The organism is Mongoliitalea sp. (assembly GCF_054166905.1).
Window position 1 is genome coordinate 33,441 of the sequence record NZ_JBSZCK010000020.1, and the last position, 21,452, is coordinate 54,892.

Genomic DNA, 21,452 nt, shown 5'->3' on the forward strand with positions numbered 1-21,452 from the left:
TATGACGATGAGGATGACAGCACCAGCGATTATAAATTCCATAATTTTTGTGTTATGGGATTGAAACCGCTGGTGTTTTGTTTTGTTTATCAAACACAGTATTTCTTTATCAATTCTTCGTCAAGCCCTTTGGGCTCAGAGTTAAGTCTAGCTCTGTGATTTTTCCTCCTGTTTCTTCACTCATTTGGGTGAAAGTAACTGTATCTTTGTAGAGTGGATTGATAATTGTTCGTTTCATACGCTTCAAGTATAAAAAATAGAGAGCAATTAGTAAAGCCTTCGTTTAGTCCCTTATCAAACCTACCTATGAATATCCTACAAAAAAGGAGATTGGCTTTGGGGAGTTTATTCTTTCTTGCCGGTCTTTGTTTCGCATCATGGGCATCCCGGATTCCTGATATCCAATTAAAGTTTCAACTCTCGGAAGCGCAACTAGGAACCCTCTTGTTAGGGCTACCGATTGGGTCTTTGATTGCTTTGCCCGCAGCAGGCTTTTTGGTGCATCGTTATGGGAGTAGATTGGTGATTCTGATGAGTGGAGTTGGCTATTTGATTTTTTTACCCCTGATTGGATTTAGCCCAAGTATTTATGTTTTAGTACCAGTGGTGATGGTGTATGGAATGATAGGGAATATGATGAATATTTCCCTCAATACGCAGGCTTTGGGTTTGGAGGATGAGTATGGGAAAAGTATTTTGGCTTCTTTTCATGGTCTCTGGAGTTTGGCAGGTTTTACGGGTGCGGGAATTGGTGCTTTGATGATTTACTTAGATGTATTGCCAGGATTTCATTACCTCATTATTTCTGCTATCGTGATAGTCGTTTTGCTGTTGGCTCAGGGCTATATCCGCAGTGATTTGCAAAATGGAGGAGGGGGAGGTGGCTTGGTCCTTAAAAAACCAGATGGTTTATTATTGAGAGTGGGGGGTATTGCATTTTTAGGGATGATGGCTGAGGGCTGTATGTTTGATTGGTCAGGCGTATATTTCAAAAAAGTGGTAGCAATTGAAGAGGGCTTGGTGGCTTTGGGTTATGTGTCTTTTATGGGAGCCATGGCGTCCGGTCGTTTTATCACCGATCGTATCATCAATAAGATTGGGCGATTGCCGTTGATCCGCATCAGTGGAGGCTTGATTTTTTCAGGTTTGATCGTTTCTGTTCTATTCCCTGTGCCAGTAGTAGCCACGATTGGTTTTTTGCTGGTAGGGTTTGGAGTGGCGGCGATTGTGCCGATTGCTTACAGTACGGCAGGAAGATCGAAGTTGTACAGTCCAGGTGTCGCTTTAGCTATGGTTTCAACGATCTCATTTTTTGGCTTTTTGATTGGTCCACCCTTGATCGGTTACATTGCGGAACTCTCGAGTTTAAAGACTTCTTTCACCTTGGTGGCTATGGCAGGATTAGGGATTATGGCGCTTTCTTCGGTGAGGGTAGGGGTGTTTGGTGAATAGTGAGTAGTTAGCAGTGAACAGTGGTGAATTTGGAATGAAGAATGAGAAATTAGGAATGAACAGTGTGGACTGGCAGTGAACAGTTAGCAGTGAGCAGTTGAAAGTGAACAGTGAATAGTGAGGAATTAGGAATGAGAAATTAGGAATGACAGTGCGGACTAACGGATAACTGTTAAGTTTAGAGGGGGAATTAGCAGTGAACAGTTGATCAATGAGGAATGATGAATTAGAAATTAAGAATGAAATATGCTTGGTCCCAAAGGCTCAGCACAAGTATGTGAAATAAATGAACCCCATCAATTGTCTCGGGTTTTAACCCACTAACATGACACAAGAAATTGAAAAGAAAAACAATGAAAAAGTTGTTAAGAAATTAGGAATGTGTGAATTAGGGATGAGCGTTTGGGAAGTAGCAGTGAGAAGTGATCAATGCAGTTAGAAATGATGTTGCTTCTCGAAATTTGCAATTTAGGGAAATAGATAATTGGAGATTTGCAATCTTCTGCTGCCAATCCCTAGTATAACAAAATTGTAGGTATCAAAAGCTTGACTATTCGGTGGGATAGAGAATTAAATAATTCTCCTTTGCTGGGTTTGATCCTGAGGCATAGGGGGAAATCTCGAAAAGTATGCAAAGCTGACCCTGCAATTTCCCGATTTCTGGGATTATGAATTATATTCGCCCATTCTAAAATTAATCAAATCAATTTATATGAATCTGAGACATGTCTTCAAAGCTTTCCATGAATTGAGTTTAGAGGAGTTGTATGAGCTGTTACGCTTGAGGAGTGAGGTGTTTGTGGTGGAGCAAAACTGCGTTTTCTTGGATTTGGATAATAAGGATCAGCAATGCCATCATTTGCTTTTATACCAAGAAAATGAATTGGTTGCTTATACTAGGATTGTACCTGCAAGTGTGTCCTATGAAGAAGTTTCGATTGGAAGGGTGGTTTCTTCACCTGCTTATCGAGGGAAGGGATTGGGAAGAAGAGTGATGGAACTATCAATAGACTGCTGCTATCAGCTTTTTGGCCCTTGCCATATTCGCATTGGGGCGCAAACCTACGCCTTAGCTTTTTATGAATCGCTTGGTTTTCAATCTGATGGTGACACTTACGATGAAGATGGGATTGAACATATTGAAATGGTTCGTCTAAAAAAGGATGTTTGTTGATACTGGATCCGCCAAGGGCGACAAGTAATTTTTGGATATTGTTATGATATCATGACTTAATTCTACAGAGGAGCGTTTACAAAATTTTATCGTCTAATTTTATTATCTCAACTTTGTGCCTTCGCGCCTTAGTGGCATTTTAAAACTTTTAGCCACAAAGACACTAAGGCACAAAGAGCTTCTTACATGGTTTGAATAAATTCCATAAACACCTCCTTGTGTCGCTCCAAATCAATATGATGAGACACTGAAGCTCTGATGATGTAATCCTTGTCTCCTTCCTTGGTGGTTCCTTGCGTGGAGGTGGCGGGAATGGTCCAGTAGCAGCCTTTCAATTGCCCATAGCTCACACAGAACTTACTTTCATCGGGAATTTTAGTAATCATCCAATCGATCAACTGGAGGTTCAACTGCCGTTTGTACGCCTCTTTTTCCTCTGGCGTATTTCCTTTGGTAGGAAGGTCTAGTGAAAACACCGAAGGGGTAAAGCCTCTTGCCGCCAGTTCTTCGGAGACAAAGTTGATCTTAGCATGAGGCAAATGCTCCTGAATAAAATTGACAAAATCTCTCGTGTTCACATAAGCCTCTTGAATCCGCTGATTCATGGAAGGTAGCTGCCAATTTAATATTTCATATTGCTGTCCCGTAGCCTCGTTGTCACAAAGGGCTAGATGAAGGCCGATTTTATCCATCATTTCTGCTGCCTTTTGATTGGCTACGCAATAGCCAGCAGTGCATTCTCCCCCACTTGGAAACTTAGATCCACTGGCATAAGCGATGGCAGGAATCGTGGAAAGTGTATCTCCCTCTCCCAAAAAGTGCACATTGGGACAGAAGGTTTGATCCAAAATAAACACGGGTTCAATGGCTGTCTCCCCATCCTTGGTTTGACGCGTTTGGCTCAAGACCTCTTTTAGGCGCTCCAGATCGGGAACTTCCACCCGTGGATTGGTTGGAATTTCGGCGATGATAAAAGGTATTGCATCTTCTTCCGCAAGTTTACTCAAAATCCTTTCAAGACTTTGATTCATGTCATTGCCAGCATCAACTGGTAAGTCTACAATCTCGACATGTGGCAACACTGCCGCCACTCTTCTCGCTTGGTCATTGGTGCCCCCATAGCAGTTGGGTGGAACGATAAATTTGATCGCTTTTCCTGAGTGCTTTTCCATGGCATCATGGATCAAACCCATCATGATGGCATACTGAATGGATAAGCCACTGGAGCCAACCAAGGGTTTGACATCCGTAGCGGTGATGTTGGCAATGGTGTCTAATACCTGCTCTCTTTGACGAGGATTCCGGTCGTCTTGCAGGAGTTGGATGGATTTGCCTGCTAACATCTCCAAAGCCGTCAAGCAATTGGCTGGAGTCATGGCAATCGTTTCCCTTCTTCTTACATGCTGTATTTCTGCAATGTATTCCGTGTGCTCTTTTTTGGTGACATAAATAATACTGCCCAGCGATCCATGGGTGCAAATCACAAAATCACTGTCAAAATCATTTGGCATTTCTCCGATAGCGCTGGATTGTGATATCAACACCCTGCTTCCCTCAAAATTGGCAATGTTCTCTCCCGCACTGACCTGCTTCATTTCAAAGGAATATCCATAGATTTCCCGAACCAATGCTGCTCCGAAGAAATGGGAAATATCTTCTGTGTAGAGCAGCTGTGTTTTTCTACCTAGAAATAAGTTTTTTCGAAGCACAGCCAAGATAGGGGCTGTCTTAGAGGAAAAGCTGATGACATGCTCAGCTGGCAATTGATTCAATGCCCCAATGGCCCATTCCAACACACTGGACAAGGGATGCCCCAAGCGGATGTAATCATAGGCTGTAGGCAGTTGATTGAGTTGCTCAGCATCAAGCGTTCCTGTCTTCAATAGCCTTTCAAAATGCTCTAAAAATTGGGTTTTGGCCAGTCGTTCTTCATAGATATCCAGTCGGTGGGTGGTCAGTTTGAGCCAATCCGCAGGCATATTGGACAAAACCGTTTGAAGGTGCTGTTGTATTTGGGTTTGATTCATGGGGTGTTATTCCTAGCTTAATTCGGTGTTTCTTGATTTTTATCGTTCTTGATCATGGAGTACAGACTACTGCCAAAGGCCGCGATAAAAAGTAGCTGAATGATCAGATAGATGATTTTATTGGTTTGAAAGCCCAAGAAATTGTAGACATCTACCGAGTTCCAATTACTGATAATGGAAACGATATTGCTGATAATCAAAATGGTAAATACAAAATAGAGGATCTTCTTCAGTGATTTCATGGCGGCAAGTTACTAAAAATCGTGCAGCTGTGGTATCGGGTGGGGGATGGGAGAAAAAAATTGGATAGAGGGTGTCACTAATTTCTTAAAAACATTTATGAATCATAAAGAGTTAGTTAAGGCTTATTAATCAAGCTTTCAAAATGAAAACATTCAACCTAGTTTAAGCAGTACACCAAGGACAAACTTTTGTATATTTGAAAAAGGTTTGAAATGACAACAAAAGAAAACATATTATCCACGCTAAAATCTAATAAGCTAGCGCTTTCGAAATTCGGTGTTCAGAACGTTGGTTTGTTTGGATCCTATATTCGCAATGAGCAATCTAGCGAAAGTGATATTGATTTATTGATTGATTTCGAACCAGAAAAAGAAAACTTTGACAACTTTATGGCTGTTTGTGATTATTTTGAAAAGATCTTCAAAAACGAAAAAATCGAAGTTGTCACAAAGAATGGTTTGAGTCCATATATTGGGCCGAAAATCTTAAAAGAAGTTCAATATGTCTAAAGATCCAAAAGAATTTTTAAGACATATCCACGACGAATGTTTATATATTATTTCTGTTAGCGAAAACTTATTGTTTGAAGATTTCATTGAAGATGAAACGTTGAAAAGAGCCGTTGTAAGAAGTTTGGGAATTATTGGAGAAGCTACCAAGAAAATCCCTACGGACTTCAAAGAAAAATGGAATACGATTCAATGGAAAAATATGGCTGGGATGCGGGATCGATTAATTCATGATTATATTGGAGTTAATTATGCGATCGTTTGGGACGTTATGAAAAATAAAATTCCAGATATGAATAAGCAAATTTCAGGATTACTAAACGGAGAATAAAAACTTGGAAGAATGTGTATGGATAAAACCTAAATGGAGGGCTCCGGTATTGCGATTTGGTTCGACAAGCTCACCAACCAGGCTCAGTGACCTAATTGATCAAGGAAGGTATTGGGATTATGCGGATTGTTTAGGAAATATAGCTATGGGGATAAAGAGTTTAGGGTGAGTCCTATTGGTGAAAAAATCTGGTTGATTATGAATGATTTTGATAGCGGTATTAGACCGCTATCTTTTTTTTGGAGTTTTTTGCTTCGGTATTCTGTATTTTTTGCGTGTTGGCCTGTTTTTGAGCAATGGGTTTCCTTATGCTCGGATGAGCTGTTTGAATGGTTTTGCCTTTGGGTTGAGTTTGTTGATTAGACGCATCTAATCTTATGTCTAGCTTCTTGTGTCTTTTTTCTTAAAATAGGTCACTTGAAATTGGTCTATTCCTTGGATAGGATTCATAGAAATAAGTTGGAGTTCTTACAACTGAATTTCACTAAAATTATTAATTTTAGATGAGAACAAGAACCGGAGAACTGAGGAAGGTGGGAGACTTTTTTCATAGCTTGCCCCGCATGGCAGGGGCCTGCCGTTGGGCGGCATCAAAACAGGAATTCCAACATTGTTATGAAATTTGGAAAAATGATATAACTATTTTTGATTGATGGAGACACAAATGGGTGACTGACTTATGAATTATCAAATTGGATTGGTAATTCAATACAAGATTTTGAAACAGGAGAAAATAATTTACGACAGCCCATAACATATAAAGTCTAAACCAAAGTGAAGTTGGACTTCGACAGACTTTTTGACCAAATTTTGGAATTAGGCCTATTTGCTGTTCTTGCAGAATTAATTTGGGAATCTTTCTTAATTCTAAGTTTCTAATGCATACCATCTAAGAATAAAGATGATAAGCAAATCCAAGCATGGATTTCTGACGATGGATGCAGCATGCTTACATTCTGAAAAAATAGTTGAAACCTAAATTGATACTGCCGAAATTAAACCGAAAATTAGAGTTATTACTGATATTTGAGTTCCAGTTTGATTCATATGATACTTCTCCGATCCTTGCATCAAATGCCCATTTCTTGGTTGGCATGAAAGTAAAGATAGGACTTAAAGAAAAGCGAAAGCGGGTTTTATTTTCGTTATCATTCAATATGGCTGGTTCTCTGTTTATTGAGCCAATTAATCCTTTTCCTTCAAGACTGAAAAAGAAATTTTCTGAAATGGAAAAGAATTTTCGGGCAAATAAACCTCCCGCATAACCTGTTATTCTCCTGTCTTCGAATAGATTGGTTACGGGATTTAATGATGGGTTATTACTTGTTGAAAAGTTTACTGCAGGACCGATAGCCCAAGAATCATTTAGAAAAAAGCCAAGTTGGCTACTGATTGAAAATAAGTTGTTTCTACTAGAAATATCATCAGCGAAGTCAATTTTACTTGAATTTAATAAAATGTCTCCTCCCAGATATTTAGTGCCTTTTGCGAACTGACCGAATGAAATCAATGGTAAAAAGAAGATAATAACAAGTAGTTTTTTCAAAATATAGATGGTTTTAGTTAAAATGAACAAAGAAAATTCATGCTTTCAAATGATAACATCCGGTTTAGTGTACGGAACTACTACAATTTTCGCACATACAAAAAAGATAAAAAAAAATCAAAATACAAATAAAGTTAATCCTTTATTTTCTAACTCGGCATAGCCCTTTCATGTCTGCTGCGGTAATCTTAATTTTTTAAAGTTGTAAATTGAATTGCAAGAGGGATAATCCAATTCCCTCCATCATGTTTTGCAAAATTTGTAATAGAAATTCATCCTTTTTATTAGACGATTTTGTAGTTCCAATATGCAGATGTGTTAAAAAAACAGTAGATTGAGCCATTACTGACAAGAGAAATGGCAAGTAAAATTATCAAGTCACATTTTAGACATAACACAAGGTCAGCCTGCTAAAGGTGTAAAAATTAGTCTATCGAAACAAGACAACTCAGGAAAGTGGGAATCTCTCGATGAAAAACAAACGGATAAAAATGGAAGAATAACTGATTTTCTAAAGGTAGAACAAGGAGTCAATCATCAAGGAATCTATAAGCTAACGTATTACACTGCACCGTATTTTAAGTCGTTAGGTCAAGAAAGTTTTTATCCATTTATAGAAGTAGTTTTCGAATTGAAAGATAATAATCATTATCATGTTCCAATTACACTTTCTGAATTTGGACATTCAACTTATAGAGGAAATTAAAGTTAAGGAAATAAAAACAGCTTACATTCGAGGTATTTCTAATTTGAATTGCATGTAATTTTTTAAGCTTTTTAGTAGATTATCGATATTGAAAAAATGGCTTCGGGCGATTCTTTTGCACGGAAGTTCATTTACAGTAGGACTGGATTTATTCAGTCCTACTTTTTTGATGGCTTCTTGGGATCCAAGCGAAAAGGAGGACTTTCACGTATCATTATTGGAATATTCTTGAACTAAGAAAGGGGAGAGACTTTTTTCATAGTTTATCTCGTATCGATGGGGTATTCTGTATTTAAGTTGCGGGTAATGAAAAAATATTAATGATAATCAATATTTTAAATACAAAGTAGAGATTCTTTTTCAGTGATTTCATTGGGGAAAATTTTGCGCGAGTTATTAAAAATCGTGCAGCTGTGGCATCGAGTGGGGGATGGGAAATTAAATTTTGATAGGGGATGTCACTAATTCCTTAAAAACAGTTATAAATCATAAAGAGTTAGTTAAGACTTCTTAATCAAGCTTTCAACTTACTTGAGTTGGAGGCAGCATGGAAAACTAAAAACCCGAACATCACTCATGCCTTTGGTATTTCAGCCTATGGTGCAGATTTTATTTTCCCATGGTATGTGAATGCGACATATAAAATACGGTTTCAAACTGGCAAGAGGTAACTTTGACAGGTGAATACTAATAGCAAATACTAATTTTAGATAACAGCAAGAACCGTTGAACTAAGTAAGAGGAGAGGCTTTTTTCACAGCTTGCCCTTAATGAAGGGGGCCGACGTGTGCGTATGTGCCAAAATGGTTCCTATTCAAAAGGCATTTGCCTTGTCTCTATTAAGAAAATTCAGTAAATTTGAAATAATGGAAAAGCAAATCATAGAGCCAGATATTATTGGCGGTCAAGGTCAATTAACCAAGGAAGAGGAAAGTGCTATTTCAAAATACCTTGCAGCTCAAAAGTCAAAAGGGAAGAGAAAAGTAATTTTGAACCCAAAAACAAAAAAGAGAGAAAAGGTAATTTAAGATGGTACGTTCGCTAGCTTTTAAAGGTAAAATCCAAACGAAGGGAAGCGGTACTTCGATATAGTTTGATAATATAACTAATTGGGCTAAGTTATCAAATTTCAGAATTATCCCCAACTTCGCTTGGTTCCCCGAGCTCAGTGACCTAGTTGATTCCCGGTTTAGCAATTATTTTAGATTTTAGAAGGAGGATTTTAGATTTAATGTATATGTGATTGGTTGATTAGTGGGTTTTTCCTTAAACAATAGCAGTCACTAATTTTTCAAGCTAGTGTTTATTTTGCAGATTTACAGCAAAGAAAAGTTTCAACAATAGGACATTCTGATTGGAGGAACTTTGCAAATACAATACATAAGGCCATCAAATCTTGCTAAAACTCAGGAGAGAAAGAGTCTGACCATTTTGTTGGTATCAACAAAATGATAGAGATTGGCAAAGGTGGGCAAAGAGAAGTTCAAGATATTGCACTCATAAGATATGCATGCTATCTCGTTGCTCAAAATGAGGATCTTGGGAATCATATGCAGATAGCTTCAAGGAGAATTGGCTTGGATCCTAGGTGATTTTATTTTAGCCAATCCAACCTTAGTCTTTTTGGATGGCTTGGCAGATGCACAGGATATTTATGCATGGGTCGATCGCTTGACTTCGAGGATTGTAATGAAGTTTAATGAACAGGAGGAGAGTTTGGGGGATTTTGTGTGGGATTATTTGGAGAATGGGTGAATTCTATTTTTTCATTGATAAGTTTGATTTGAATCACTTAATTAAAGTAGATCTACGGGATTACTTAATAATAAATAAACAACCATAAAAAATCGGAATGAAACACCTGGGAGACTATATCTTCATCAAAGAGGACCGTAGAAAATATCCAAAAAACCCTATTTCCTAAAACAATAAACTAATCCAATAATGTGAATTTGAAGTTTTGGTTTAGAATTTTAAAATCTGATAATCATATCTCTTTTATTCCAATTATTTTAAAGTACTGATATGTAGATTCGTAATTGTCTTTATTTCTTGTATGGTCTATTAAAGAACCTTCAGGAATAAAAATAATTAGACCTTCTCTCGCGCGAGTTAATAAAACTCGATACTTATTTTTGATAAATTGCTTTCTGTCGTCTTTTCTTTCCAACTGCCATTTGGTTCCCTTGAAAGCGTGAAAAGACCAACCTTTTTCCTCTTTTCGAAAGTCATCTCCCCAACAAAGTCCAGCCCAATCTAATTCAAGACCTTGAACTGCAAACTCAGTAGCAGGTAATTCTAGAAAACATGATGATCGAACATCCTCCTTTGGATTTAAAAACCAATTTGCAACATCAATTTTAGTTGTTACATCAAGTCCAAGTGGTCTTAATCGTCTAGCACCAGAGCTTGCGATTAATCCAGACCTTCTGCTTCCTCTATTTTTATTTCTTAGAAATTTTTTTGCAGTGTTTAAATTACGAGTCAGAAAAATGGGATAGTTTTTAAGATGATTTTGTAAAATTTCTTTAGCTTTTAATGGGTTGTCTTCTAAAAGAGCGACAACCCATTCCGATAATTTTTCTGCTTTGTAGGATCGAATGGATACTTTTAAATGTAGTTCAGTTAATTCAGTTATTGAAAGGTGATTAGGTGCAGTTTCAAAGAGTTTATAATTAGCTATATTCGATTTACCCTCTTTTAATTCTGGTGAAATGAAAATTTTCCAATTAGGAAAGTTTTGACTTATGGTTTTACCCCATTCAGCTAGTCCCGCTTCACCAGTGTTTATTTCTTGACCACTTCCAATTAATGCTACGATTACAGCCCAACCTTTATTTCTATTCATTATTTCAAATAGCATTTGAGCTTCAGAAAAATCTCTATCAAACTTTCGTTTTGAGTGTTCTGCATTCCAAGCTCTTTGTGCTTCGTCAAATAAGATAATTTTGTCTTGTGGGATTTGCTTGTTGTCATGGTAAAAATCTAGAAACTGGTGTACATTTTGGACAAAGGCAATCTCTCTTCTTGATTTTGAAATTGGAATTTTATTTCTCTTAGAATTATCTCTAGCTAAAGCTTCTGTTAATACTTTTACCAATGGGCCATTTCCTGAAAGAAACACACCTTTTCCTGAGTTATTTTCAACATTATGAACAATTTTTAAGCCTGCTAAAGTTTTTCCAGCTCCAGGAACACCCGTTATAAAGCAGATTATTTTTTCATTGCTGTTTTGAGCCTGCTTAATAGCATTTAAAATAGCTTCAGTTGTGGAAGTCAAATTCTCTGAACCAGCATGTGATCTAGAGATTTCTTTTACATTTTGTCCTGAAAATAAATGCTGAGCAGCCTCTATGATAGTTGGGGTTGGTAAATATTCACTTGAATTCCATACATCAGGAGTTAATTTTGAATTTGAAGAATTCGTAAAGAATTCATAAGCAGACCAAACCACTGAATGTAAATTAGCATTATTTGCAAATAGTGTTGGTTTTACAAAGTCATCAATATCATCAAATGAGTTTTGTGTTCCTTTGGCTTCCGACGCCCAAACAATTGGAATAATTGACCTTCCAAAAGATTCTTTATGGAAATCACGAAGGTCTAAAGAATAATCTTCGACTTGATTTATAGCGTCTGATGTGAATTTTTTTTCTTTATCCTTAAATTCAATTACGTAAATTAAGTCATGCGCTAATATTATTAAGTCTATTCGTTTTGCCCGTCTGGGAATTGGATATTCAAAAATTACAGTCCATTCTTGAGGTAATTTTTTTAACGAATCTTTTAAAAAATTTATCTGATGGTCCCACGATGTCCTTTGCTGCATCAATAATTGGTGATTAGTCACACCAATTGCTAAATGGCCTAAAACGGTCTCGTTTTCTGAATTTAAAAAACCATGTATACTATTTATATATTTTCCGGGCACATTAAGACTTTTTAAAACTCAAAAAAACTAACCATTGGTTTATCAAGTGCCTTGGCAATCTTGAAGACTGTTTCGATAGAAACATTCCTTTTACCATTTTCTATATCAGAAATATATGTCCGATCCAACTCAGCTAATTCTGCTAGCTTTTCTTGAGAAACATTTTGACTTTTTCTAATGGTCCTTACTTTTTCACCGTAAGCTACTTTGATATCCATATTGCAAGCTGAAAAAATGTAGTCTATTGTACCACGGACTATAGTCTACAAAATGAAGTATTTTGCTATATTTACTATTCCAATTTTATCGAGCATGAACAAAATCATTCCCATCACCACCGAATATATAACCCCATCAAGAACGATTGAAATCTTTTATTTAAAAAGGTTTGAAGAAAACAGACAAGTTTATGTCTACAATTATGAAGGAAAGCATTTTAGAGTTTTTGTTAGCGTAGTTGATTTAATCCAGTTTTTTGCAAATGGGAAAGAGGCTCTTCCATTGTTTGATTCCGAATTTGACTTGGATGAATATTTGGATCGGATGCCGATTGGGGATGGAAAGAAACCTTTAAATCTAAAGTTAAACTACCTGTATAGAGATGGGGCTAATTTCAAACAGTTTGGTTCGGTGGTTTTTGCCAATCCCAATTTCATAACACCTAGGGAAGCGAGTGATAAACTTAAGCTTAAATTGATTTCCAATGAGTTTTTTGTTCCGCAAGATTGGGAATTGCCAAGGTTACATTACCATCCTTATGATTCAGAAATTGATCATGATTATCATGAATTTGTGAATTTTGAATGGACCGAGGATGACGTCACTGACAGTCGAAAAGTAGATGAATTTTTAGAAAGCCTTGTTCAATGTAGGTAACTTCGAGTTCGATTCTTTATTAAATTAGCATATGACAATTATTTTCTCTTACATAGGCACTCACCTCGGCACAAGGTTTCTTTGAGAAACTATGAGGAAGGATATTTAGCAAGCCTTGGCTTTTGAGGGTTTTGTCGCCTTTGATTTTAAAGGGGTTGAATTTATCTCCCATAGTTTTGCCGACGAGTGTTTTGGGAAACTTCTCCTGTCAATGAAAATTGAAGAGTTGAAAAGTAAGACTACGTTTAAGGATGCTAATACCTTGGTAAAGAGAACAATTGCTTTTGCATTTAAGGAACGATTATTACAAGTAGAAACAGCCTAAAACTCCACCAACTCCATCATCCGCACCCCCAGCGCCTCCGCCAACTTCTCCATCACTTCCAAAGAAACATTCCTCTTCCCCTGTTCTATTCCTGAGATATAGGGTCTGTTAAGACCTGATCGTTCGGCCAATTCCTCTTGGGATAGGCCTTTTTCTTTTCTGAGGGTTTTGAGTCTGATGCCAAATTTTTCTTTGATGTCCATAAAATATTTTTGTTTACTATTGTAAACAATTTGATTTTTTTGCTTATCTTAAAATAGTTCCTTTTGTCAACCAAATTAACAAATTGACTATGTATACCACTCATTTCCAAGGTCCGATCAACCCTCATTGGGTGATTGCAGACGATGATCCAGCTAACAAGTATATCGAACTTTTAGGATATAAGGGAGAGTATTTGATTTCCATTAGCTACGAACCAGATGAAAATCCTCAAAATCCCCATTTCCTTAATTTCCAGCAAATGAAAGGGGCTTTCCAAAGGTACGATTATACTGCTTTTGGAGTGGAGTGTTGGTATGCCTCTCCCAGATCGGCTGTCCTTGCTGCCATGGAATTAATGGAACTGGTAGCGCAAAGTTATCCTAAGTTTTCACCGATTTCCCATGAGCTATATGTGGCTCTTGGACCAGTAGCGGATTTTGAGCGAATCCAACGGGAGTTAGGAGGAGTTTTACTGATTTCTTCCGTATCAGGACAGGAATTGGTTTGTAAGCAAGTTCAATTTATGCCTCAGGATACTGATTTAATGGTCACTGCAAAAAAGATCATTCAATCGTATACCTCCTTGTTTCAGTTGGTAGAAACTGATTTTATTGGAGGCCTTTTATGCAATGAAAACGGGCAGTATTTAGGAAGATTGGATTACAACGGACAGGTCATTAGTGAAGAGATTCATACTAACATATAAAAGCGGGGGCAACGCTCTAAATACTGCAAAGATAAAATGAGACCGACTAAAATTGTACAGGTTGTAAGGTTTCATACACCTTATCCTGATGAGGACGCAGATATGATTTATCACTTATTGGATTTTGATGATAGTGGGCGTTTCCCCATTCCTCCAGCAGATATACAGCCAATTTTCTCAAACTTAACTTTTGTCCCCATCAATCGGGTGAAACTTGAGGATTTGGAAGTAGTGGAGTTTGATCTCAAAGATCTCTTGGGCTATCCAGTTGTGATTCTTAAGGAAGACAATTCCAAAGTTTCAGGCATAGTAGAAAGGCTCTACCAAGATAAAATTGTCCCTGAATTGCAGGTGAAAATAGGTTTAGGAGTTGAAACGAATGTGAAGGTGACAATAAAAGACACCTTAGGATCCATGCATACAGGGATGCTTTTCGTTACTCCTGATTTAAAGTTCTTAAAGAGAACATCATACTAATAATCTAGAATCAACTCAATACTTCAATCATTTAAACTTCCAAAAACCATGAAAAAAGTTAAAATAAAAACCCTCATTAAAGGATTAAAAGATGTCCAAAAAAGAGGAGGGCAATTTGTCCACTACGAAGGGACTTTGATTGTCTTAGAGACAGGTAATGAGATCATCCTTACTACGGAACCACAAATCTAAATTGTCTAGGGGGTATTGGATAGTATCTCCAATACCCTCTTCACACACAGCCCCAATTCCTTCTTTACCTCAAAATCCCAAAAACGCAATACCGTCCATCCTTTAGAGCGATAGTAGGCATTGATTGCTGTGTCCCGCTGCATATTGCGCTCTATTTTAGGAATCCAAAAATCCTGATTAGTGATGGCTTTCTTTCAACACTCCTTACTTTCAAAAACCAAGTTTCCTTGATGGTACAATTGCTTGACGGGAGAGAGTCGGGCCACTGCTTCGGCGGAGCAGGAGGCTGCTATTAAATTGAAGCTGGCTTCGTCTCCTACTTTAGGCCATACCTGATTTCCGTCCTTATCCAAGGGAGTAATTCCTTTAGTACCTATTCCATAACATCGGGAAAGTCCAAATTCATGATTGTATCGGTATAATTCGGCCATGGTCTTAGCCTTATCCAGCATACTACCAGTGCCAAATGGCTGCCAGTGGTCAGTGACACAATCTGTACCTGCCATTACAGGAATGCCGTGTTCCAAAAGCTTGGGTATGGGCATTACATTGTACCCAATCGGTACCGTTGTAGTGATGCCAATCTGAGCCTCTGCCAAGGACTCGCAAGTAGCTTCCAAGGTTTTGGGATCCAAAGCTCCCAATACAAAACAGTGGCTAAGATATGTTTTTCCCTTCAGTACAGGGTTTTCATTGACTTTGGAAATAAGGTACTGAACGGTCTTCAGACCAGATTCTCCCGTTTCATGAAGGTGTATGTCTAGGCCTTTATTCTGGTCTAATGCTAGTTGTACGGTAAAGTCCATGGTCTTTTCAATATGGCCATCGATGGAATAAGGATCTACTCCCCCGATAAAATCTATACCCATGGTAGCTGCTTCCCGCATCAAGTCCTGAGAATCAGAATAATAGACGCCGTGCTGTGGGAATGCAACCAATTCTGCTCCAAATCCCGCTTCTTTGGCATCTAGTGCCTTTTGGAGGTTTTTTAATGAGTCAAGTCGGGAAGTTGGTTCTATGTTTACATGGCTTCTCGCAAAATCAGTTCCTTTGGATTGCAGAAGCTCAATCAATTTCTTGGCCCGCTCCGTGGAATGAGGTAAAAGCGTAGGGATGACCTCCTTTTCATGTTCGATAAGTTCTTTTACAGTGCGGAACTTACTTTCCCTTGCCTTCCAAGGACCGCTGTAATAGGTTTTGTCCAAGTGGATATGCATATCTTTCATAGCTGGCAACATCAGGTAACCTCGGGCATCGATGGCATCAGCAGCAGGGCTGTTAGGAAGAATTTCAGTGATTTTTCCATTTTCAACCACCAGAGAAAAAAGCTTGGTTTCTGTGGCAATTACCTCTAGTTCATCCCTTATAAACCCTGTCTCCATTCTGACATTTTTAAATCTTTGGCTAGTAAGGGATGAATGTTGGGTTCTGGGGCTGTCGTTGGTTCCGAAGCTCATTGCTGGATTCAAGATTCCCGCTCCAGTGAGGGCAAGTGTCTGCGTGAGGAAATTCCTTCTATTAAGATGCTTTTCTGACATGATGCTGTGTTAATGATTTAACATTTAAATTGTAAATGCCGTTTAAACACAGTCAATTTTATGTTTTTTTTGAAATTTGACAAACGAAATCCTATTATTTTGCAGAAGCTGTGAATCTGTGCTGTTAATTTTACTGCAAATTGTTCAAATTAATTTTTTTGAGCACTCTCAGGACATCCTGCCTTTGAATCCCGTTTATAATTGGTAACTTGGAAAGAAATGAACCGATTATTCACTTGGCTGATGCTGGGTCTCTTGATGGGCCTGGCAGCCTGTAACGAAAAACAAGACGTGGATCCAGCATTGCTGCAAGGACAATTTACCGGAACTTTTGAGCGCATCGTCGATGGGCAATCATTGGGGGTGGCAAGTATAGGCTTGCTATTGGAAGGAAATAGCTTTTCCGGTAGCGGCGGACCCAATCGCTACCCTGTGATTTGCAATGGAACATTTAGCGTTTCCGAAAACCGCATTACCTTCGAGAATGCTTGCTTTTTTACCGCGGATTTTGATTGGAGTTTGATACTTTCTGGCACTTTCCGTTTGAGCAGGGTAGGAGGTGAGTACATACTCCAACGATCCAACGATAATCTCGTGGATACCTATCGCCTGAGAAGGGTGGAAACTGATCTTTAGCTTTTAGAGCCCCATACGCTCCAAGGAAATACGGACTAATTTTCCTCGTACATTTTCTGTTCCTGGAATCTGCTCATAATCATTGGCTTCAAAACTGATAGATTTTCCATCCAAACTGTGGTAAAGTCGATTCCAAGCAGCTGGGCCTGTTGGGAATCTTTTTTGGACTTGTTTCTGCCCATAATCATAAAAATCTAAGAGATGATTCCCCGTACCATGAATTAACAGGACTTGATTGCTGCTACAGCTTCTGCAAAATTCAACTCGGATAAAGGAGTAACCTAAAAACCCTAAATCAATCCGATTGCCTTTATCCACTACATAGGTATCTCCATCAAACAAGACAAAGCGTTCGGACATGCGGTCCATAAACATGTTACGTGCCGTTGGGTCATTTACACCGCTGGCAATGGTGGTTAATTGATTCAATTGTTCGTCTAACTTCATCAGTCCTCTCATATCTCCTCCAATTCCGTAGAAGTATACATTTTTATCCACTCCATTACTGCGAGGGAAGTTGGTTTCATAAATTTGATGATTTTCCCAACCTTTCCTTGGATGGTCTGAAATCACATTCCCCTGCTGACTATCTAGGGTAAGCCAAGTAATCCCACTACTACCTACCTGATAGAGCTCCATGACTGCTTTCCCTGCCGTGGTGAAGGCCATTTCATGGACATAGTAATTGAAATCCGGTTGAAAAGGAACAGGTGGTAGTGTGATGGTACTGCTGAGGTTGCCCGTAGTACTGTTGAAGACCTGAATGCGTCCATCCATCAAGCCTACATAGACCTGTTGATTGAATGGGTTGTAACTGACGTGACTGGGTTGTTCTGAGGGGATGGGGATGGTTCTGAGGAGTTTAAAATCTGCAAGATCGATGAAATGGAGTCGGGAGGGCCTCTCCGTAAGCATCCAGACCTGATCTTTTCCCGGAACCATTGCCGTGGAAATGACTAATCCTTCAAAAGGGAGAGATTCATCAAAATAGTTGATGTGAATGTTTTTGTTGTATCCATTGTCTCTGTCATCTTTGTATTCAATGATAAATGGATAACTACCTCCAGCCCTGCCACAGCTGTAGGAATAAGTAATTTTTGTTCGGGCTGCATTGATCGTGACGGGTGAATAATTATGCTGACACCAACTGATGATGGGGCGTAACTCCAAGTCTTTGATCGGTCCGGTAAATTCAATTTCGAAGGCAGCTACCCGTTGACTCGTTTCTTCCCCAAAAATCGGAGTGATTTTTTTGATGTTTATTGGGGCCGCTTGCTTGATAGTGACTTTTCGGATTTCTGTTCCGGCTTTGATTTCAATAATTCCTTCTCTAGGGTCGTCACTGGGGTTTGCTACATAAATGAAGTTGAGATTCCTATTGCCTTGCCCCGTTGGTTCTTGAAGGGTAATCCAATCAGCCGTAGTGCTGGCTACCCAAGAAGCATTGGAGGTGACCGCTACCGAAGAAACCCCATCTTGGATATTGGCTTCAAAGGTTTGCTTATCTACTTCTAGAATGACTGTTCCTAATGCCAAACTCACATTTCTCTCAGTTACAATGTTTTCTACAATTGATACGGAGATAGTCCTGGCAATATAGGTTTCGGCACTGATCGAAAGTTCGTAATCCCCGACAGGGATACGCTCAAAGTTGTAACGCCCTTCCCGATTACTCATAACTTTTTGGGAAAAGCCGGAATTTTTGATTTCTACTTGTACTCCATCTATTTTCAGCCCTTCCTCACTGCTGATAATGCCAATCAATTGACCAAATTGTTTGGGTGTATTGCCTTCTTCATCACAGGCCAATAGGAGTGAGAATAATGATAGGAAAAACAGGGAACGTAGGACTTGTAAGCGCATGGGAATGAATTTTATTTGTCAGGGAATCCAAATGTAAAACTATTGTAACTATATTTACCGCATTGGATTATAAAAATTTTTATTTCCCAGCTATGAATTTTTCTAAAACTTCATTTTGTGCTTCTTTCTGGTGCAGTTTACTCTTCCTAGGAGTCATTCTGGCATGCGGTCCTATGAGCGAGTCCTTGGAGGGGCCGGATAGATTAGATGTCAGTCATAATGTTTTGGTGTTTGAAGATCCGGATGAAACTCGAAAGCTTCATATCATCAATACAAGCAATTATCCGGTAACTTGGTCTTTGGAAAGCTCCTCGGAAGATCTCCTCGTTTCCCCTTTTGGAGGAATCTTGGCAGCTAATGGTGTTCAGGAAGTAGATGTTCGCTGGCTTACCGTAGGCTCCAATGGAGAACTCCGGTCTGAACTATTGATTCTGAAGTCTGGGAATATGGTATCTAGGGAGATAGAAATTAGGATACTGGCACCACAGGCGGGGAGATGGATGCTGGAAGATGAAATTTTGGATGCCGTGTATGACCCTAATCTCAATCGTATTTGGGCATTGGCAAGTAATCGTAGGTTGTTGATGATTGATCCTGATGGGAGGTATTTTCAAACGATTTTGTTGGAAATTCAAGGAATCAAGCTTTCCATCGATGCTACTGGAAATCGTATGGTGGTAGGACATCAGTCAGCATTTTCATACCTAGAGTTGCCAACCGGGCAGTTGATTCAGCGGAAGAGTGTTCCTTTTCCAATCCATGACCTTGTATTGGCACCTAATAATTGGGTATACATAACCGACTCTCAGCAGCAGCATTCACACATTTATGCCGCTAATTTACAAGGATCAGAGGCAGATTATTCATATAATGCGCCTATTTACAGTAATGCAACTATTAGCGTGCATCCAAGTGGAGAATACTTGCTTTTAGCAAGTACGACGATAGCGCCCGATGATGTGTATAAGTTTAGAATGGAAGGAGGTTGGCCACGATTGATGTATGATTCTCCCTATCATGGGGATCATCGGTTTGGGGGAAAGACTTGGTTTGACCGTACGGGCACTCGATTTTTTACAAGAACAGGAAATGTCCATCAGTTGAGTGATGAGCAGGTGTGGGATTTACGGTACGTGACAAAATTTCCTGGATCTACTCCTTTTGTGACGATGATTCCAGGAAAGCGCAAACCTCTCATTTACACCATTCGAGATGAAAATGTGGATCGACTATTTTCAAGCAGTACTCAGCCTTCCTTGGCTATTTTCAATGCTTCAGATTACAGGCAGGAGTTGAATGTAACCTTACCGAAACAATCACGCATGGTAAATGGGGAAGTGCAAAGCTATTCTACTGAAATTCCATTCGCTTTTGTCAATTCACAAGAAGATAAAATGTATTTGATTGAAAAAGGCAGAAATCAAGAAAACAATCGCTTCTACTGGTCCATTTTAACAGTTCCGATAAATTGAGTTTCAAAATTCCATTAATGGAATACTTAATTGTTTGTGATTTTCAGTATATTCCGATGGGAGAATTCTAAAAAACTTCCAGAATGTTCGAATAGGAACAATTTTGTATCACTTTTAAACAACCCGCTATGAAAACATATGCTATTCAAGGAATACTGGTACTTCTGCTATTGGTATCGGCCTGTGATGTAAAATTAAAAGAGAAGGAATTTAAAGGAGAAATGGGCAGTAAGGATATGGCCTTATCTGACTTTACTCAATTGGTGCTGAAGGGGGCTTTTGATGTGTACATTTCTCAAGGCGATGATCCATCCATAGAAATCAGTGGGGATGAGAACTTGGTAGAAAAAGTGGAGGTGTCCCAATCTGGAGATATCCTGACAGTTTCCCTCAAGCGTCCAAAAGAAGATGTGAAATTGACGAATGATCTTAAAATCAGTCTCACGGTGAATCAATTGGAGCAGTTAAAGTTTGACGGTGCAGGTCAGATCAAATCTACCCAACGCTTAGGTGTACAAGACTTCAAAATTTCTGGTAATGGAGTAGGGAATATAGAGTTGGATTTGGATGCAAATTCCGTGGAGGCTATATTGAATTTTGTAGGGAAAATGCAGTTGACGGGTGAAACCGAGCGTTTGCTGTTGAAAAACGAGGGAGTAGGGAATATCGATGCCTCGAAGCTGATGGCCAAGGATTGCCAAGTAGAAAGCAGTGGTATAGGGGCGGTTTCCATTCATTGCACCGGGGAGTTATCTTTAGATATGAATGGTATCGGCACTGTGTCCTATAAAGGAAACCCAACCGTGGTCCATGAAAAAGTCTCGGGCTTGGGCTCGGTGAATAGAAATTAATAAATGGAGAAGTGAGACTTGCTTGCTGCAAGCAGGAGCGAGCCCTTCGACAAGCTCAGGGACCGAAGCGAGAGGCGAGAGATTAGAACCAAGAAACAAGAGCCAAGAAACAAGACAGGATAATTGTACCAAGTACAAAGTACCAAGTAGGGATTCGGGTAGTAGACACAAGACACAAGACACAAGATGCAAGACATAAGACTTGAGGCGTGTATAGAACTCGTATTTTTCACACCATTCGGTCTTCGGTTAATAACCTGTCAACCTATTTCATGAGGGGACAAATCACTCTTCAACTGTTCACTGCTCATTGTTCACTAAACCGTGGACCGTGGACTGTCAGCTGTGGACCTCAAGGTACTAATCACTTAATCAACCAATCACTAAAGTGTA

At 39.0% G+C, this 21,452-nt stretch carries 24 protein-coding genes and 1 pseudogene; 15 read left to right on the top strand and 10 right to left on the bottom strand.

The window, feature by feature from the left end; genetic code table 11:
• Positions 1–109: 109 nt before the first annotated feature.
• Positions 110–238, bottom strand: a complete 129-nt coding sequence (locus ACXIUD_RS06925; protein ID WP_458051894.1) for a hypothetical protein — start codon at positions 236–238, stop codon at positions 110–112.
• A 68-nt stretch (positions 239–306) separates the two neighbouring features.
• Here ACXIUD_RS06925 and ACXIUD_RS06930 point away from each other — a divergent pair, with 68 nt between their 5' ends.
• A complete protein-coding gene (locus tag ACXIUD_RS06930; protein ID WP_458051895.1) occupies positions 307–1,452 on the top strand; it encodes an MFS transporter in 1,146 nt (381 codons plus the stop codon).
• Positions 1,453–2,164: 712 nt separating this feature from the next.
• A complete protein-coding gene (locus ACXIUD_RS06935) occupies positions 2,165–2,626 on the top strand; it encodes a GNAT family N-acetyltransferase (RefSeq protein ID WP_458051896.1) in 462 nt (153 codons plus the stop codon).
• Between the two features lie 182 nt (positions 2,627–2,808).
• Here ACXIUD_RS06935 and ACXIUD_RS06940 read toward each other — a convergent pair whose 3' ends face one another.
• Together ACXIUD_RS06940 and ACXIUD_RS06945 are read right to left on the bottom strand one after the other, a co-directional pair.
• Positions 2,809–4,653, bottom strand: coding sequence for a cystathionine beta-synthase (locus ACXIUD_RS06940; protein WP_458051897.1), 1,845 nt, complete (start codon positions 4,651–4,653; stop codon positions 2,809–2,811).
• A 17-nt stretch (positions 4,654–4,670) separates the two neighbouring features.
• Positions 4,671–4,895, bottom strand: coding sequence for a hypothetical protein (locus ACXIUD_RS06945; RefSeq protein WP_458051898.1), 225 nt, complete (start codon positions 4,893–4,895; stop codon positions 4,671–4,673).
• Between the two features lie 213 nt (positions 4,896–5,108).
• Between ACXIUD_RS06945 and ACXIUD_RS06950 the strand changes: the two genes are divergently transcribed.
• On the top strand, positions 5,109–5,405 hold the full coding sequence (locus tag ACXIUD_RS06950; protein WP_458051899.1) for a nucleotidyltransferase family protein: 297 nt from the start codon (positions 5,109–5,111) through the stop codon (positions 5,403–5,405).
• On the top strand, positions 5,398–5,736 hold the full coding sequence (locus ACXIUD_RS06955; protein ID WP_458051900.1) for a HepT-like ribonuclease domain-containing protein: 339 nt from the start codon (positions 5,398–5,400) through the stop codon (positions 5,734–5,736). Before ACXIUD_RS06950 ends, ACXIUD_RS06955 begins: the two co-directional genes overlap by 8 nt.
• 949 nt (positions 5,737–6,685) lie before the next feature.
• Here the strand turns inward: ACXIUD_RS06955 and ACXIUD_RS06960 are convergent.
• A complete protein-coding gene (locus tag ACXIUD_RS06960; RefSeq protein WP_458051901.1) occupies positions 6,686–7,282 on the bottom strand; it encodes an outer membrane beta-barrel protein in 597 nt (198 codons plus the stop codon).
• A gap of 379 nt (positions 7,283–7,661) precedes the next feature.
• On the opposite strand from ACXIUD_RS06960, the pseudogene uraH reads away from it, so the two are divergent.
• The 3 genes and pseudogenes from uraH to ACXIUD_RS06975 all read left to right on the top strand — a co-directional run.
• A pseudogene (gene uraH / locus ACXIUD_RS06965) lies at positions 7,662–7,988 on the top strand (hydroxyisourate hydrolase); the annotation flags it as partial.
• A gap of 866 nt (positions 7,989–8,854) precedes the next feature.
• Complete coding sequence (locus tag ACXIUD_RS06970; protein WP_458051902.1) at positions 8,855–9,016, top strand: hypothetical protein; 162 nt, start codon at positions 8,855–8,857, stop codon at positions 9,014–9,016.
• Between the two features lie 544 nt (positions 9,017–9,560).
• Positions 9,561–9,743, top strand: a complete 183-nt coding sequence (locus ACXIUD_RS06975) for a hypothetical protein (RefSeq protein WP_458051903.1) — start codon at positions 9,561–9,563, stop codon at positions 9,741–9,743.
• Positions 9,744–9,975: 232 nt separating this feature from the next.
• On the opposite strand, the gene ACXIUD_RS06980 is transcribed toward ACXIUD_RS06975, so the two are convergent.
• Both ACXIUD_RS06980 and ACXIUD_RS06985 read right to left on the bottom strand, forming a co-directional pair.
• The gene (locus ACXIUD_RS06980; RefSeq protein WP_458051904.1) at positions 9,976–11,919 is read right to left on the bottom strand and encodes a DUF2075 domain-containing protein; all 1,944 of its coding nucleotides are present in this window, start codon (positions 11,917–11,919) and stop codon (positions 9,976–9,978) included.
• Between the two features lie 11 nt (positions 11,920–11,930).
• Complete coding sequence (locus tag ACXIUD_RS06985) at positions 11,931–12,137, bottom strand: helix-turn-helix domain-containing protein (protein WP_458051905.1); 207 nt, start codon at positions 12,135–12,137, stop codon at positions 11,931–11,933.
• 94 nt (positions 12,138–12,231) lie between these two features.
• Between ACXIUD_RS06985 and ACXIUD_RS06990 the strand changes: the two genes are divergently transcribed.
• Both ACXIUD_RS06990 and ACXIUD_RS06995 read left to right on the top strand, forming a co-directional pair.
• Complete coding sequence (locus ACXIUD_RS06990; protein WP_458051906.1) at positions 12,232–12,795, top strand: hypothetical protein; 564 nt, start codon at positions 12,232–12,234, stop codon at positions 12,793–12,795.
• A gap of 115 nt (positions 12,796–12,910) precedes the next feature.
• Positions 12,911–13,120 (top strand): STAS-like domain-containing protein, encoded by a 210-nt coding sequence (locus tag ACXIUD_RS06995; protein ID WP_458051907.1) that lies wholly within the window; start codon positions 12,911–12,913, stop codon positions 13,118–13,120.
• On the opposite strand, the gene ACXIUD_RS07000 is transcribed toward ACXIUD_RS06995, so the two are convergent.
• Complete coding sequence (locus tag ACXIUD_RS07000; RefSeq protein WP_458051908.1) at positions 13,117–13,323, bottom strand: helix-turn-helix domain-containing protein; 207 nt, start codon at positions 13,321–13,323, stop codon at positions 13,117–13,119. The two genes, ACXIUD_RS06995 and ACXIUD_RS07000, sit on opposite strands and share 4 nt — an antisense overlap.
• An 89-nt stretch (positions 13,324–13,412) precedes the next feature.
• Between ACXIUD_RS07000 and ACXIUD_RS07005 the strand changes: the two genes are divergently transcribed.
• Genes ACXIUD_RS07005 through ACXIUD_RS07015 form a run of 3 tightly spaced genes read left to right on the top strand, consistent with a single transcriptional unit; the run spans position 13,413 to position 14,699 of the window.
• Entirely contained in the window at positions 13,413–14,030 is a 618-nt protein-coding gene (locus tag ACXIUD_RS07005) for a hypothetical protein (protein WP_458051909.1), read from the top strand.
• Between the two features lie 36 nt (positions 14,031–14,066).
• Positions 14,067–14,507 (top strand): hypothetical protein, encoded by a 441-nt coding sequence (locus tag ACXIUD_RS07010; RefSeq protein ID WP_458051910.1) that lies wholly within the window; start codon positions 14,067–14,069, stop codon positions 14,505–14,507.
• Positions 14,508–14,555: 48 nt separating this feature from the next.
• Entirely contained in the window at positions 14,556–14,699 is a 144-nt protein-coding gene (locus ACXIUD_RS07015; RefSeq protein WP_458051911.1) for a hypothetical protein, read from the top strand.
• A 5-nt stretch (positions 14,700–14,704) separates the two neighbouring features.
• On the opposite strand, the gene ACXIUD_RS07020 is transcribed toward ACXIUD_RS07015, so the two are convergent.
• Together ACXIUD_RS07020 and ACXIUD_RS07025 are read right to left on the bottom strand one after the other, a co-directional pair.
• The gene (locus ACXIUD_RS07020) at positions 14,705–14,842 is read right to left on the bottom strand and encodes a DUF559 domain-containing protein (RefSeq protein WP_458051912.1); all 138 of its coding nucleotides are present in this window, start codon (positions 14,840–14,842) and stop codon (positions 14,705–14,707) included.
• A 51-nt stretch (positions 14,843–14,893) separates the two neighbouring features.
• A complete protein-coding gene (locus ACXIUD_RS07025) occupies positions 14,894–16,237 on the bottom strand; it encodes an amidohydrolase (protein ID WP_458051913.1) in 1,344 nt (447 codons plus the stop codon).
• Positions 16,238–16,456: 219 nt separating this feature from the next.
• On the opposite strand from ACXIUD_RS07025, the gene ACXIUD_RS07030 reads away from it, so the two are divergent.
• Positions 16,457–16,873 (top strand): hypothetical protein, encoded by a 417-nt coding sequence (locus ACXIUD_RS07030; RefSeq protein WP_458051914.1) that lies wholly within the window; start codon positions 16,457–16,459, stop codon positions 16,871–16,873.
• 3 nt (positions 16,874–16,876) lie between these two features.
• On the opposite strand, the gene ACXIUD_RS07035 is transcribed toward ACXIUD_RS07030, so the two are convergent.
• Positions 16,877–18,736, bottom strand: a complete 1,860-nt coding sequence (locus tag ACXIUD_RS07035) for a carboxypeptidase regulatory-like domain-containing protein (RefSeq protein WP_458051915.1) — start codon at positions 18,734–18,736, stop codon at positions 16,877–16,879.
• Positions 18,737–18,828: 92 nt separating this feature from the next.
• On the opposite strand from ACXIUD_RS07035, the gene ACXIUD_RS07040 reads away from it, so the two are divergent.
• Positions 18,829–20,208, top strand: coding sequence for a hypothetical protein (locus tag ACXIUD_RS07040; protein WP_458051916.1), 1,380 nt, complete (start codon positions 18,829–18,831; stop codon positions 20,206–20,208).
• Between the two features lie 128 nt (positions 20,209–20,336).
• Positions 20,337–21,059: a head GIN domain-containing protein gene (locus tag ACXIUD_RS07045; protein WP_458051917.1), complete on the top strand. Its 723-nt coding sequence runs from the start codon at positions 20,337–20,339 to the stop codon at positions 21,057–21,059.
• Positions 21,060–21,452 lie beyond the last annotated feature (393 nt).